This window comes from Escherichia sp. E2586 (assembly GCF_005781105.1).
Taxonomy (GTDB): Bacteria; Pseudomonadota; Gammaproteobacteria; order Enterobacterales; family Enterobacteriaceae; genus Escherichia.
The window spans coordinates 403,446-417,960 of sequence record NZ_VATN01000006.1 but is presented as its reverse complement, the minus strand read 5'-3'; the positions used below and the strand labels follow the sequence as shown (position 1 = coordinate 417,960).

The window sequence follows — 14,515 nt, the reverse complement described above, 5'->3', positions numbered from 1 at the left end:
TTATTCCCTTTTCAACTTCCAAATCACCAAACGGTATATAAAACCGTTACTCCTTTCACGTCCGTTATAAATATGATGGCTATTAGAAAGTCATTAAATTTATAAGGGTGCGCAATGGCCGTTAACTTACTGAAAAAGAAATATCTCGCACTGGTTGCTACTCTGCTGCTGGCAGGCCATGTACAGGCAACGGAATTGCTCAATAGTTCTTATGACGTCTCCCGCGAGCTGTTTGCTGCCCTGAATCCGCCGTTTGAGCAACAATGGGCAAAAGATAACGGCGGCGACAAACTGACGATAAAACAATCTCATGCCGGGTCATCAAAACAGGCGCTGGCGATTTTGCAGGGCTTAAAAGCAGACGTTGTCACTTATAACCAGGTGACCGACGTACAAATCCTGCACGACAAAGGCAAGCTGATCCCGGCGGACTGGCAGTCGCGCCTGCCGAATAATAGCTCACCGTTCTACTCCACCATGGGCTTCCTGGTGCGTAAGGGCAACCCGAAGAATATCCACGACTGGAACGATCTGGTGCGCTCCGACGTGAAGCTGATTTTCCCGAACCCGAAAACGTCCGGTAACGCGCGTTACACCTATTTAGCTGCGTGGGGCGCAGCGGATAAAGCCGACGGTGGCGATAAAGCCAAAACCGAACAGTTTATGACCCAGTTCCTGAAAAACGTTGAAGTGTTCGATACCGGCGGTCGTGGCGCAACTACCACCTTTGCCGAGCGCGGCCTGGGCGATGTGCTGATTAGCTTTGAATCGGAAGTGAACAACATCCGTAAACAGTATGAAGCGCAGGGCTTCGAAGTGGTGATTCCGAAAACCAACATTCTGGCGGAATTTCCGGTGGCATGGGTCGATAAAAACGTGCAGGCCAACGGCACAGAAAAAGCCGCAAAAGCCTACCTGAACTGGCTCTACAGCCCGCAGGCGCAAACCATCATCACCGACTATTACTACCGCGTGAATAACCCGGAAGTCATGGACAAACTGAAAGATAAATTCCCGCAGACCGAGCTGTTCCGCGTGGAAGACAAATTTGGCTCCTGGCCGGAAGTGATGAAAACCCACTTCACCAGCGGCGGCGAGTTAGACAAGCTGTTAGCGGCGGGGCGTAACTGATGTTTGCAGTTTCATCAAGACGCGTGCTGCCGGGCTTTACCTTAAGCCTCGGCACCAGTCTGCTATTTGTGTGCCTGATTTTATTGCTGCCGCTCTCCGCGCTGGTGATGCAGCTCTCTGAGATGAGCTGGGCGCAATACTGGGAAGTGATCACCAACCCGCAGGTGGTCGCGGCCTACAAAGTGACGCTGCTGTCGGCGTTTGTGGCTTCGATTTTTAACGGCGTTTTCGGCCTGCTGATGGCGTGGATTTTAACCCGTTATCGCTTCCCTGGCCGCACGCTGCTTGATGCACTGATGGATTTACCCTTTGCGCTGCCAACGGCAGTTGCCGGTTTGACGCTGGCCTCGCTCTTTTCTGTGAACGGTTTTTACGGTGAATGGCTGGCGAAGTTTGATATCAAAGTCACCTATACCTGGCTGGGGATTGCGGTGGCGATGGCCTTTACCAGCATTCCGTTTGTGGTGCGTACTGTGCAGCCGGTGCTGGAAGAGTTAGGCCCGGAATATGAAGAAGCGGCAGAAACGCTCGGCGCAACGCGCTGGCAGAGTTTCTGCAAAGTGGTGCTGCCGGAGCTTTCTCCGGCGCTGGTGGCGGGTGTGGCGCTGTCGTTTACCCGCAGCCTCGGTGAGTTTGGCGCGGTGATATTTATCGCCGGGAACATCGCCTGGAAGACGGAAGTGACGTCGCTGATGATTTTTGTTCGCTTACAGGAGTTTGATTACCCGGCGGCGAGCGCGATTGCTTCGGTGATCCTCGCGGCATCCCTGCTGCTGCTGTTCTCAATTAATACTCTGCAAAGTCGCTTTGGTCGGCGTGTGGTAGGTCATTAATGGCGGAAGTTACCCAATTGAAGCGTTATGACGCGCGCCCGATTAACTGGGGCAAATGGTTTCTGATTGGCATCGGGATGCTGGTTTCGGCGTTCATCCTGCTGGTGCCGATGATTTACATCTTCGTGCAGGCATTCAGCAAAGGGCTGATGCCAGTTTTACAGAATCTGGCTGACCCGGACATGCTGCACGCCATCTGGCTAACGGTGATGATTGCGCTGATTGCCGTGCCGGTGAACCTGGTATTCGGCATCCTGCTGGCCTGGCTGGTGACACGTTTTGATTTTCCTGGGCGTCAGTTGCTGCTGACGCTGCTGGATATCCCGTTTGCCGTCTCTCCGGTGGTCGCAGGCCTGGTGTATCTGCTGTTCTACGGCTCTAACGGCCCGCTGGGCGGCTGGCTTGATGAACATAATCTGCAAATTATGTTCTCGTGGCCGGGAATGGTGCTGGTCACTATCTTCGTCACCTGCCCGTTTGTGGTGCGCGAGCTGGTGCCGGTGATGTTAAGCCAGGGCAGCCAGGAAGACGAAGCGGCGATTTTGCTTGGCGCGTCTGGCTGGCAGATGTTCCGCCGCGTCACATTGCCGAATATTCGCTGGGCGCTGCTTTATGGCGTGGTGCTGACCAACGCCCGCGCAATTGGCGAGTTTGGCGCGGTATCGGTGGTTTCTGGCTCGATTCGCGGCGAAACACTTTCGCTGCCGTTACAGATTGAATTGCTGGAGCAGGACTACAACACCGTCGGCTCCTTTACCGCTGCTGCGCTGTTGACGCTGATGGCGATTATCACCCTGTTTTTAAAGAGTATGTTGCAGTGGCGCCTGGAAAATCAGGAAAAACGCGCGCAGCAGGAGGAACATCATGAGCATTGAGATTGCCAATATTAAGAAGTCATTTGGTCGCACCCAGGTGCTGAACGATATCTCACTGGATATTCCTTCTGGTCAGATGGTCGCGTTGCTGGGGCCGTCCGGTTCCGGGAAAACCACGCTGCTGCGCATTATTGCCGGGCTGGAGCATCAAACCAGTGGGCATATTCGCTTCCACGGCACCGACGTTAGCCGTCTGCACGCGCGCGATCGTAAAGTCGGTTTCGTGTTTCAGCATTACGCGCTGTTCCGTCATATGACGGTGTTCGACAATATCGCCTTTGGCCTGACGGTGCTGCCGCGTCGCGAGCGCCCGAATGCCGCGGCGATCAAAGCGAAAGTGACAAAATTGCTGGAGATGGTGCAGCTTGCCCATCTGGCGGATCGTTATCCGGCCCAGCTTTCCGGCGGCCAGAAACAGCGTGTAGCGCTGGCGCGCGCGCTTGCCGTGGAACCGCAAATTCTGCTGCTTGATGAACCGTTTGGCGCGCTGGATGCGCAGGTGCGTAAAGAGCTGCGTCGCTGGCTGCGTCAACTGCACGAAGAGCTGAAATTCACCAGCGTGTTCGTTACCCACGACCAGGAAGAAGCGATGGAAGTCGCCAACCGCGTGGTGGTGATGAGTCAGGGCAATATCGAACAGGCCGATGAGCCGGAGCAGGTATGGCGAGAACCGGCGACCCGTTTTGTGCTCGAATTTATGGGCGAAGTAAACCGCCTGCAGGGAACCATTCGCGGCGGGCAGTTCCACGTTGGTGCACATCGCTGGCCGCTGGGGTATACACCTGCGTATCAGGGGCCGGTGGATCTCTTCCTGCGCCCGTGGGAAGTGGATATCAGCCGCCGCACCAGCCTTGAATCGCCACTGCCGGTCCAGGTGCTGGAAGCCAGCCCGAAAGGTCACTACACCCAATTAGTCGTGCAGCCGCTGGGGTGGTATGAAGACCCACTAACCGTGGTGATGCATGGCGACGATGCCCCGCAGCGTGGCGAGCGTTTATTCGTTGGCCTGCAACATGCGCGGCTGTATAACGGCGACGAGCGTATTGAAACCCGCGATGAGGAACTTGCTCTCGCACAAAGCGCCTGATAGGTTGAGTGAATGTTAAACGCCCGGAGGCGCTTCCCGCGATCCGGGCTTTTTAATGGCAAGGTTTGTAACCTGTAGGCCTGATAAGACGCGCAAGCGTCGCATCAGGCAACACCACGTATGGACAGAGATCGTGAGTACATTAGAACAAACAATTGGCAATACGCCTCTGGTGAAGTTGCAGCGAATGGGGCCGGATAACGGCAGTGAAGTGTGGTTAAAACTGGAAGGCAATAACCCGGCAGGCTCGGTGAAAGATCGTGCGGCGCTATCGATGATCGCCGAGGCGGAAAAGCGCGGGGAAATTAAACCGGGCGACGTGCTGATTGAAGCCACCAGTGGCAATACTGGCATTGCGCTGGCGATGATTGCCGCGCTAAAAGGCTATCGCATGAAGTTGCTGATGCCCGACAACATGAGTCAGGAACGCCGTGCGGCGATGCGTGCTTATGGTGCGGAACTGATTCTTGTCACCAAAGAGCAGGGCATGGAAGGTGCGCGCGATCTGGCGCTTGAAATGGCGAATCGTGGTGAAGGCAAGCTGCTCGATCAGTTCAATAATCCCGATAACCCTTATGCGCATTACACCACCACTGGGCCGGAAATCTGGCAGCAAACCGGCGGGCGTATCACTCATTTTGTCTCCAGCATGGGGACAACTGGCACCATTACCGGCGTGTCACGCTTTATGCGTGAGCAATCCAAACCGGTGACGATTGTCGGCCTGCAGCCGGAAGAGGGCAGCAGTATTCCGGGCATTCGCCGCTGGCCTGCGGAATATCTGCCTGGCATCTTTAACGCTTCGCTGGTGGATGAGGTGCTGGATATTCATCAGCGCGATGCGGAAAACACCATGCGCGAACTGGCGGTGCGGGAAGGGATTTTCTGCGGCGTAAGCTCTGGCGGTGCGGTTGCTGGCGCGATACGCGTGGCAAAAGCTAACCCCGGCGCGGTGGTGGTGGCGATCATCTGCGATCGCGGCGATCGCTACCTTTCCACCGGGGTATTCGGGGAAGAGCACTTTAGCCAGGGGGCGGGGATTTAAGATTATTGCGCAGGCACTGTTTTATCCGTCTGCGCAATCAGCGCATGTAAAAAAGGTTGTGCATTTTCATCGCTCTTACCGGGCATCTTCACGATATACGGCTTACCGGTAATCGATGATGACGAAGCCACCTTATCAATAAACTGCTCGGCGGTATCAATGCGGTTGCGCGTGTTGCCGAGCTTCAACTTCAGATGCGAAACTGCTTCATCGCAGGTATGTTCATCACCGTTGCGCACAAATATCAAATCCTTTTTCTGTGCTAATCCCTCCAGCATGGCGTTGATGCGGGCTTCTTCGTGGGCAGTTAACTTCGCGTAAGCGGGGAGTGTCATTAGCAGCGTAATGACCAGACAAATGATTTTCTTCACTGAATTACCATATCCTTGTTTTGTGATAGCCGATTTGACTGCCAAAATCAGGTAAAGTTTCGGTTGGGATGCGATGAGGATCATCGGCAAGGAGAAAAATTAAATGAGTAGTTTGTTGTTGTTTAACGATAAGAGCAGAGCGTTGCAGGCGGATATTGTCGCTGTGCAGTCGCAGGTGGTGTATGGCAGCGTAGGCAACAGCATTGCCGTGCCTGCTATTAAACAGAACGGCCTGAATGTCTTTGCCGTGCCGACCGTGTTGCTCAGCAATACGCCACATTATGATACGTTCTACGGTGGTGCGATTCCGGACGAATGGTTTAGCGGATATTTACGCGCACTACAGGAGCGTGATGCGCTGCGCCAGCTGCGCGCTGTCACCACCGGTTATATGGGAACCGCGTCGCAAATCAAAATACTTGCCGAGTGGCTGACTGTATTACGCGAAAACCATCCTGACTTATTGATTATGGTCGATCCGGTCATTGGCGATATTGATAGCGGTATCTACGTCAAACCTGATCTTCCGGAGGCGTATCGGCAATATTTGTTGCCACTGGCGCAGGGAATTACGCCAAATATCTTTGAGCTGGAAATCCTGACCGGTAAAAACTGCCGCGATCTCGACAGCGCCATTGCCGCAGCAAAAAGTTTGCTTTCAGACACATTAAAATGGGTGGTTATTACCAGCGCCTCTGGTAACGAAGAAAATCAGGAGATGCAGGTGGTAGTGGTCAGTGCCGACAGCGTGAATGTCATTTCCCATTCTCGGGTAAAGACGGACCTTAAAGGAACAGGCGATCTGTTTTGCGCCCAGCTCATCAGTGGCTTGTTGAAAGGTAAGGAATTAACTGACGCGGTACATAGCGCAGGCTTACGCGTACTGGAGGTGATGCGCTACACCCAGCAACATGAGAGCGATGAATTGATTTTGCCGCCGTTGGCGGAAGCATAAAAAATGGCGCCGATTGGCGCCATTTTTCACTGCGGCAAGAATTACTTCTTGATGCGAATAACCGGGGTTTCGCCCACAGTCACGCTACCGGACAGTTTGATCAGTTCTTTGATTTCGTCCATGTTGGAGATAACAACCGGAGTCAGGGTAGACTTGGCTTTCTCTTCCAGCAGCGGGAGATCGAATTCAATCACAGTATCGCCAACTTTCACGCGCTGACCTTCTTCAGCAATACGCTTGAAGCCTTCGCCTTTCAGTTCAACAGTGTCGATACCGAAGTGAACGAACAACTCAACGCCGCTATCAGATTCGATGGAGAACGCGTGGTTGGTTTCAAAGATTTTACCAATGGTGCCGTCAACCGGAGCGACCATTTTGTTACCAGTTGGTTTGATAGCAATACCATCACCAACGATTTTTTCCGCAAAAACGACATCCGGCACGTCTTCGATATTGACGATCTCGCCAGAGAGCGGAGCAATGATCTCAATAGTTCCAGTATCCTTCTTGTCGTCGGAAACCAGAGATTTCAGTTTATCGAACAAACCCATGATCTTCTCCTAAGCAGTAAATTGGGCCGCATCTCGTGGATTAGCAGATTGTTTTTTCTTCAATGAACTTGTTAACCAGCGTCATTAACTCGTCCGTTGTCGGTTGAGCAAGAGCCTGCTCTGCTAACACCTTCGCATCTTCGAAGTTCGTGTTACGGATAATCTTCTTAATGCGCGGGATAGAAATGGCGCTCATAGAGAATTCGTCCAGACCCATCCCCAGCAACAGAAGTGTAGCACGTTCATCGCCAGCAAGCTCACCACACATACCTGTCCATTTGCCTTCAGCATGAGAAGCATCAATAACTTGCTTGATCAAGTTCAGCACGGACGGTGACATTGGCTGGTAAAGGTGTGAAATCATATCATTACCACGGTCAACTGCCAGAGTGTACTGCGTTAAATCATTGGTGCCGATACTAAAGAAATCAACTTCTTTGGCTAAATGACGCGCAATTGTCGCGGCAGCCGGTGTTTCCACCATTACGCCAATTTCAATTGACTCGTCAAACGCTTTACCTTCGTCGCGCAGTTCCTGTTTGTAGATTTCGATCTCTTTGCGCAGTGCACGCACTTCTTCAACAGAGATGATCATCGGGAACATGATGCGCAATTTACCGAAAGCAGAGGCACGCAGGATAGCGCGAAGCTGATCGCGCAGGATCTCTTTACGATCCATCGCGATACGGATAGCACGCCAGCCGAGGAACGGGTTCTCTTCTTTCGGGAAGTTCATGTACGGCAGCTCTTTATCGCCGCCAATGTCCATGGTACGAACAATAACTGCCTGTGAGCCACACGCTTCAGCCACCGCTTTGTAAGCAGCAAACTGTTCTTCTTCGGTTGGCAGCGCGTCGCGGTCCATGAACAGGAATTCGGTACGATACAGACCAACGCCTTCAGCGCCGTTACGTTCTGCACCTTCAACGTCACGAACAGTACCGATGTTAGCGCACACTTCGACCTGGTGACCGTCCAGCGTAATTGCTGGCAGATCTTTCAGTTTAGCAAGCTCTGCTTTTTCAGAAGCAACTTGCTCCTGAACGGCGCGCAGTTTATCAATAACTTCATTGGTTGGATTGACGTAAACTTGATTGTTTACGGCATCCAGAATCAGATAGTCGTCGTTTTTCACCTGAGAGGTGACGCTACCGGTACCCACGATGGCTGGCAGTTCCAGAGAACGCGCCATGATAGAGGTGTGGGAAGTCCGGCCACCCGCGTCGGTGATGAAACCCAGCACCTTCTTCAGGTTTAGCTGTGCGGTTTCAGACGGCGTCAGGTCAGCGGCAACCAGGATTACTTCATCCTGAATGGCGCTCAGGTCGATGATCTTCAGCCCAAGGATGTTGCGCAGCAGGCGCTTACCGATATCACGTACGTCGGCCGCACGCTCTTTCAGGTATTCGTCATCCAGTTCTTCCAGGGCAGAAGCCTGACCTTCGATAACTTCATGAGCAGCTGCATCAGCGGTCATGTGCTTATCTTTAATCAGGGCTATGATTTCCTGCTCCAGCTCCTCATCTTCGAGCAACATAATATGCCCTTCGAAGATGGCTTCTTTTTCTTCACCGAACGTTTCACCAGCTTTCGTTTTGATCGTTTCCAGCTGGGCAGATGCCTTGGCACGACCGCTCAGAAAACGTTCAACTTCCTGATCAACCTGGTCGGCAGAAATTTTTTTCCGGTCAATGACGATTTCGTCTTCTTTCAAAAGCAGAGCTTTACCGAAAGCGATACCCGGGGATGCTAAAATGCCTGAAATCATAACCCTACCTTACTTGTGACTGATTTTTAAAAGAACCCGGGAAATTACTCGAGTTCCGCCATCAGTTTAACCAGATGTTCAACCGCTTTTTGCTCGTCTTCGCCTTCTGCAGAGATAGTCACAACGGTGCCTTGAGTCAGGCCCAGAGTCTGCAGTTTGAACAGGCTTTTGGCGCTGGCGCTTTTGCCGTTAGAAGTCACAGTAATTTCAGAAGTGAAGCCCTTAGCTTCTTTTACAAACTGGGCAGCAGGGCGGGTGTGCAGACCGTTCGGAGCGGTAATGGTAACTTCTTGCTGGAACATTGTATTTCCCCAACTTATAGGTTTAGTGTTGTGGAACTAAAGTCTAGCCTGGCGGTTCGACTTTAGCCTGTATTGTTAGCGCCAGTTTTAACAGACGCGACGCACGAAGTGCTCTATACAGTCCATTGCTGGCGGATGTTGGCCGCTGACGTTTCGTTCATCATTAAACATTATGCCGCTAAAGGAAGACTTGAACCAAATCATAAAATCGATTCAGCTAAGGCTTTTCCTGTAACGATTAATTTCGCGCATCAAAATAATTAGTCAGGTTAAATACCAGTTCCGACAAGTTGAATCAATGCCAGGAGGGGTGAAAGTTTGAAGCAGGCCACAAAAAAGCACCTGAAAAGGTGCTTTTTTACGCATTTCTAACAAGCTGGCATTACTGTTGCAATTCTTTCTCGGTAAAGAGATCGGCAAACAGTGCAGTGCTTAAATAACGCTCACCCGATGATGGAAGAATAACCACAATATTCTTATTGGTAAAGCTTTCATCTTCTTGTAGTTTCAACGCCGCAGCAACAGCCGCGCCGGAAGAGATCCCGGCAAGAATGCCTTCTTCTTCCATCAGGCGACGCGCAGTAGAGATGGCTTCTTCATTGGTGATGCCAATAACTTTGTCGACCAGTTTGAGATCAAGGTTAGCCGGGATAAAGCCAGCACCGATGCCCTGGATTTTATGCGGCCCGGGTTTGATTTCTTCACCTGCCAGCGCCTGGGCGATAACGGGAGAGTCGGTTGGTTCTACGGCAACAGAGATGAGGTCAGTCTTGCCTTTGGTGCCTTTAATGTAGCGGCTGACGCCGGTCAGCGTACCGCCAGTGCCGACACCAGCAATAAACACATCGACCTGACCGTCAGTATCTTCCCAGATCTCCGGGCCGGTGGTTTTTTCATGAATTTCCGGGTTTGCCGGATTGCTGAATTGTTGCAGCAGCAAGTATTTTTCTGGATTGCTGGCAACAATTTCCTCCGCTTTTTGAATCGCACCTTTCATGCCTTTAGCACCTTCGGTCAGCACCAGGTTTGCACCTAACGCTTTGAGCAGCTTGCGGCGTTCAATACTCATGGTTTCCGGCATGGTCAGAGTGAGTTTATAACCGCGAGCGGCAGCCACATACGCCAGTGCAATCCCGGTATTGCCGCTGGTTGGCTCCACCAACTCAACGCCCGGCTTCAGTACGCCGCGCTTTTCGGCATCCCAAATCATATTGGCACCGATACGGCACTTAACGCTGAAGCTGGGGTTTCGGGATTCCACCTTCGCCAGAATACGTCCGTTACCGATGCGATTCAGGCGAACCAGCGGTGTGTGACCGATAGTCAGCGAGTTATCTTCAAAAATCTTACTCATGGCCTGTCCTTAACTGTATGAAATTGGGATACAACAGGTAGCATACCCACTCAGAGAATATGCGGAAGTAAGGATTTAGCATATCTATATGCAGAAGGGAAATAATGGCTCGCAAGATGGAATAAGGGGCGGCATAAGCCACCCCTGTTCCACACATAATGTTTACAAAATAATCGGTAAATTGTTACCGCCATAATGCATGTTTAGCGCGGTAGCAATCGACCCACATCGCCGTAGCGCCACAAACGGCCACCGGCATGATGAACAGGTTGAGTACCGGGATCATCGTGAACAAGCTGGTTAAAGCACCAAACTGCATATTAGTGATTTTGCGCGTGCGCAGGGCAGTGCGCATATCTTTGAATGGCACTTTGTGGTTATCGAACGGATAGTCGCAGTACTGGATGGCTAACATCCAGGCGCTGAACAGGAACCACAGCACCGGTGCAACGGTTTGCCCAATGCCAGGGATGAAGTAAAGGATCAGCAATACAATCGCGCGCGGCAGATACCAGGCAAACTTTTGCCATTCACGTTTCATAATCCGCGGCACATCTTTCATGATGCCGAAAATACCGGTATCCGGTGGCGTAGCGCCAGTCAGTCTTGCTTCCAGTTGTTCAGCCAACAAACCGTTAAATGGTGCGGCAATCCAGTTGGCGATGGTGGAGAAAAAATAGCCAAAAACCAGTAGCACGGAGATAACCGCTACAGGCCACAGCAAATAGCTCAACCATTGCAGCCAGTCAGGTACGTGACTCATTAACGACGGGATCCAAACATCCAGCTGGCTAAAGAGCCACCAGAACGCGCCTCCCATCAACAAGATATTGATCAACAGCGGTAAGATGACAAAACGGCGAATCCCAGGTTGCGAGACGAGCTTCCAGCCTTGCGCAAAATAGTAAAAACCGCTGCGTGAGGCAGATGTGAATGTTGAAACCATAATCAGGATATGCTCCTTTTGACCAATCCCAGGAAAGTTCTGCGTATTTTACCGGGTATTTGCGCAATGGACAGTTAGGATATGTTCGAAAAACCAGCAAAAAGCACGATTTCATCTATCTTTGTGCTGTGAAAGTTAATAGTGCACTTGCACTTGAGGTAATCGACAAATACTCTTAGTGAGTAAATGTTTGCCGTGGTGGCAAGGTGTTAGAACAACAGAGAATATAATGATGCAGGATTTGCGTCTGATATTAATCATTGTTGGCGCGATCGCCATAATCGCTTTACTGGTACATGGTTTCTGGACCAGCCGTAAAGAACGATCTTCTATGTTTCGCGATCGGCCACTAAAACGAATGAAGTCAAAACGTGACGACGATTCTTATGACGAGGATGTCGAAGATGATGAGGGCGTTGGTGAGGTTCGTGTTCACCGCGTAAATCATGCCCCGGCTAACGCCCAGGAGCATGAGGCTGCTCGTCCGTCGCCGCAACACCAGTACCAACCGCCTTATGCGTCTGCGCAACCGCGTCAACCGGTTCAGCAGCCGCCTGAAGCGCAGGTACCGCCGCAACATGCTCCGCATTCAGCGCAGCCTGTTCAGCAACCGCAGCCAGTGCAACAACCGCAGCCAGTACAGCAGCCGGCTTACCCGCCGCAGCCTGAACAGCCGGTTGTTTCGCAGGTGCCTCCAGCTCCGCAGCCTACTTTCCAGACCGCGGAACCTGTAGCGGCACCGCAGCCTGAACCTGTAGCTGAACCAGCGCCTGTGATGGATAAGCCGAAGCGCAAAGAAGCGGTGATCATCATGAACGTCGCGGCGCATCACGGTAGCGAGCTGAACGGTGAACTGCTTCTTAATAGCATTCAACAGGCGGGCTTTATCTTTGGCGATATGAATATTTATCATCGCCATCTTAGCCCGGATGGCAGCGGCCCGGCGTTATTCAGCCTGGCGAATATGGTGAAACCGGGAACCTTTGATCCTGAAATGAAGGATTTCACAATGCCGGGTGTCACTATCTTCATGCAGGTGCCGTCTTACGGTGATGAACTGCAAAACTTCAAGCTGATGCTGCAATCCGCGCAGCATATTGCCGATGAAGTAGGCGGCGTAGTGCTTGACGATCAGCGCCGTATGATGACTCCGCAGAAACTGCGCGAGTATCAGGACATCATCCGCGAAGTCAAAGACGCCAACGCCTGATACACTTAAGGCAAATTAACTTCTTTTCGAACCCCCGCTTGTCGGGGGTTTTTAGCATTGATGGTGCGATATGGAATCAATCGAACAACAACTGACAGAACTGCGAACGACGCTTCGCCACCATGAATATCTTTATCATGTGATGGATGCGCCGGAAATTCCCGACGCTGAATACGACAGGCTGATGCGCGAGTTACGTGAGCTGGAAGCCAAACATCCAGAGCTGATTACCCCTGATTCACCTACCCAACGTGTAGGTGCTGCGCCGCTGGCAGCCTTTAGCCAGATCCGTCATGAAGTACCAATGCTGTCGCTGGATAACGTATTTGATGAAGAGAGTTTTCTCGCCTTCAACAAACGCGTACAGGATCGTCTGAAAAGCAACGAAAAAGTGACCTGGTGCTGCGAGTTAAAGCTCGATGGGCTTGCCGTCAGCATTCTGTATGAGAATGGTGTACTGGTAAGCGCGGCAACCCGTGGCGATGGCACTACTGGGGAAGACATCACGTCTAACGTGCGTACCATTCGCGCCATTCCGCTGAAACTGCATGGTGAGAATATTCCAGCACGTCTGGAAGTGCGTGGTGAAGTGTTCCTGCCGCAGGCGGGCTTTGAGAAGATTAACGAAGAGGCGCGACGCACGGGCGGAAAAGTGTTTGCTAACCCACGTAATGCGGCGGCAGGTTCTCTGCGCCAGCTTGATCCGCGTATTACTGCGAAGCGACCGCTTACTTTCTTCTGCTATGGCGTTGGCGTACTGGAAGGTGGCGAGTTGCCGGATACTCATCTGGGCCGCTTAATGCAGTTTAAAGCGTGGGGATTACCAGTCAGCGATCGGGTAACGCTTTGCGAATCAGCAGAAGACGTGTTGGCGTTTTACCACAAAGTGGAAGAAGACCGCCCGACGCTGGGCTTTGATATTGACGGTGTAGTCATTAAGGTCAACTCGCTGGCGCAGCAGGAGCAACTTGGCTTTGTTTCCCGCGCCCCGCGCTGGGCTGTTGCGTTTAAATTCCCTGCGCAGGAACAAATGACTTTTGTGCGCGATGTAGAGTTTCAGGTTGGGCGTACAGGTGCGATTACGCCCGTTGCGCGTCTGGAACCTGTCCATGTTGCAGGCGTGCTGGTGAGCAACGCCACACTACATAATGCCGACGAAATTGAACGTCTCGGTTTACGCATTGGCGATAAAGTGGTGATTCGCCGCGCAGGTGACGTGATCCCACAAGTGGTGAACGTCGTGCTTTCTGAACGCCCGGAAGATACCCGTGAGGTTGTATTCCCGACGCATTGCCCGGTATGTGGTTCTGACGTGGAACGTGTGGAAGGTGAAGCGGTTGCTCGCTGTACTGGTGGCCTGATTTGCGGTGCTCAACGTAAAGAATCGCTGAAACACTTTGTTTCCCGTCGTGCGATGGACGTTGATGGCATGGGTGACAAAATTATCGACCAGCTGGTTGAAAAAGAATACGTTCACACTCCGGCGGACCTGTTCAAACTCACCGCAGGCAAACTTACCGGACTGGAGCGAATGGGGCCGAAATCGGCACAAAATGTGGTTAACGCGCTGGAAAAAGCGAAAGAAACCACCTTTGCCCGCTTCCTCTATGCCCTTGGCATCCGTGAAGTCGGTGAGGCTACCGCAGCCGGTCTGGCGGCATATTTTGGCACGCTGGAAGCGCTGGAATCAGCCTCGATTGAAGAGCTGCAAAAAGTGCCAGACGTCGGGATCGTGGTGGCATCTCATGTTCACAACTTCTTTGCCGAAGAAAGCAACCGCAATGTCATCAGCGAGCTGTTGGCGGAAGGCGTTCACTGGCCTGCGCCGGTGGTGATTAACGCGGAAGAGATCGACAGCCCGTTTGCCGGTAAAACTGTGGTGCTCACCGGTAGCTTAAGTCAGATGTCGCGTGATGACGCTAAAGCTCGACTGGTCGAACTGGGCGCGAAAGTGGCGGGCAGCGTGTCGAAGAAAACCGATCTGGTGATTGCCGGAGAAGCTGCAGGCTCTAAACTGGCGAAGGCGCAGGAACTGGGTATTGAAGTCATCGACGAAGCTGAAATGCTGCGTTTGCTGGGGAGCTGAG

14 protein-coding genes are annotated in these 14,515 nt (G+C 52.2%); 8 read left to right on the top strand and 6 right to left on the bottom strand.

Annotated elements, in window-relative coordinates; genetic code table 11:
• Window positions 1-114 precede the first annotated feature (114 nt).
• From cysP to cysM, 5 genes are all read left to right on the top strand, one after another.
• Window positions 115-1,131, top strand: a complete 1,017-nt coding sequence (gene cysP, locus FEK50_RS07135) for a thiosulfate/sulfate ABC transporter substrate-binding protein CysP (protein ID WP_131162079.1) — start codon at window positions 115-117, stop codon at window positions 1,129-1,131.
• On the top strand, window positions 1,131-1,964 hold the full coding sequence (gene cysT, locus FEK50_RS07130) for a sulfate/thiosulfate ABC transporter permease CysT (RefSeq protein WP_000458420.1): 834 nt from the start codon (window positions 1,131-1,133) through the stop codon (window positions 1,962-1,964). The genes cysP and cysT overlap by 1 nt, the downstream gene beginning before the upstream one ends.
• Complete coding sequence (gene cysW / locus FEK50_RS07125; RefSeq protein ID WP_064526347.1) at window positions 1,964-2,839, top strand: sulfate/thiosulfate ABC transporter permease CysW; 876 nt, start codon at window positions 1,964-1,966, stop codon at window positions 2,837-2,839. Before cysT ends, cysW begins: the two co-directional genes overlap by 1 nt.
• The gene (gene cysA, locus FEK50_RS07120) at window positions 2,829-3,926 is read left to right on the top strand and encodes a sulfate/thiosulfate ABC transporter ATP-binding protein CysA (RefSeq protein ID WP_131162078.1); all 1,098 of its coding nucleotides are present in this window, start codon (window positions 2,829-2,831) and stop codon (window positions 3,924-3,926) included. The genes cysW and cysA overlap by 11 nt, the downstream gene beginning before the upstream one ends.
• A gap of 133 nt (window positions 3,927-4,059) precedes the next feature.
• Window positions 4,060-4,971 (top strand): cysteine synthase B, encoded by a 912-nt coding sequence (cysM, locus tag FEK50_RS07115; RefSeq protein ID WP_130216852.1) that lies wholly within the window; start codon window positions 4,060-4,062, stop codon window positions 4,969-4,971.
• 2 nt (window positions 4,972-4,973) lie between these two features.
• Here the strand turns inward: cysM and FEK50_RS07110 are convergent, their stop codons facing one another.
• On the bottom strand, window positions 4,974-5,342 hold the full coding sequence (locus FEK50_RS07110; RefSeq protein ID WP_130260669.1) for a YfeK family protein: 369 nt from the start codon (window positions 5,340-5,342) through the stop codon (window positions 4,974-4,976).
• Between the two features lie 103 nt (window positions 5,343-5,445).
• Here FEK50_RS07110 and pdxK point away from each other — a divergent pair, with 103 nt between their 5' ends.
• The gene (gene pdxK / locus FEK50_RS07105; protein ID WP_130257428.1) at window positions 5,446-6,297 is read left to right on the top strand and encodes a pyridoxine/pyridoxal/pyridoxamine kinase; all 852 of its coding nucleotides are present in this window, start codon (window positions 5,446-5,448) and stop codon (window positions 6,295-6,297) included.
• A gap of 41 nt (window positions 6,298-6,338) precedes the next feature.
• Here the strand turns inward: pdxK and crr are convergent, their stop codons facing one another.
• From crr to cysZ, 5 genes are all read right to left on the bottom strand, one after another.
• Complete coding sequence (gene crr / locus FEK50_RS07100; RefSeq protein ID WP_000522247.1) at window positions 6,339-6,848, bottom strand: PTS glucose transporter subunit IIA; 510 nt, start codon at window positions 6,846-6,848, stop codon at window positions 6,339-6,341.
• Between the two features lie 40 nt (window positions 6,849-6,888).
• Entirely contained in the window at window positions 6,889-8,616 is a 1,728-nt protein-coding gene (gene ptsI, locus FEK50_RS07095; protein WP_000623129.1) for a phosphoenolpyruvate-protein phosphotransferase PtsI, read from the bottom strand.
• Window positions 8,617-8,660: 44 nt separating this feature from the next.
• Window positions 8,661-8,918, bottom strand: coding sequence for a phosphocarrier protein Hpr (gene ptsH, locus FEK50_RS07090; RefSeq protein ID WP_000487600.1), 258 nt, complete (start codon window positions 8,916-8,918; stop codon window positions 8,661-8,663).
• Between the two features lie 382 nt (window positions 8,919-9,300).
• Window positions 9,301-10,272: a cysteine synthase A gene (cysK, locus tag FEK50_RS07085; protein ID WP_000034402.1), complete on the bottom strand. Its 972-nt coding sequence runs from the start codon at window positions 10,270-10,272 to the stop codon at window positions 9,301-9,303.
• Between the two features lie 184 nt (window positions 10,273-10,456).
• Window positions 10,457-11,218 carry a sulfate transporter CysZ gene (gene cysZ / locus FEK50_RS07080; protein ID WP_130260671.1) on the bottom strand — a complete coding sequence of 254 codons (762 nt, stop codon included), beginning with the start codon at window positions 11,216-11,218 and terminating at the stop codon, window positions 10,457-10,459.
• A 229-nt stretch (window positions 11,219-11,447) separates the two neighbouring features.
• On the opposite strand from cysZ, the gene zipA reads away from it, so the two are divergent.
• On the top strand, window positions 11,448-12,428 hold the full coding sequence (zipA, locus tag FEK50_RS07075; protein ID WP_135524378.1) for a cell division protein ZipA: 981 nt from the start codon (window positions 11,448-11,450) through the stop codon (window positions 12,426-12,428).
• Window positions 12,429-12,498: 70 nt separating this feature from the next.
• Window positions 12,499-14,514: an NAD-dependent DNA ligase LigA gene (gene ligA / locus FEK50_RS07070; protein ID WP_130257430.1), complete on the top strand. Its 2,016-nt coding sequence runs from the start codon at window positions 12,499-12,501 to the stop codon at window positions 14,512-14,514.
• Window position 14,515 lies beyond the last annotated feature (1 nt).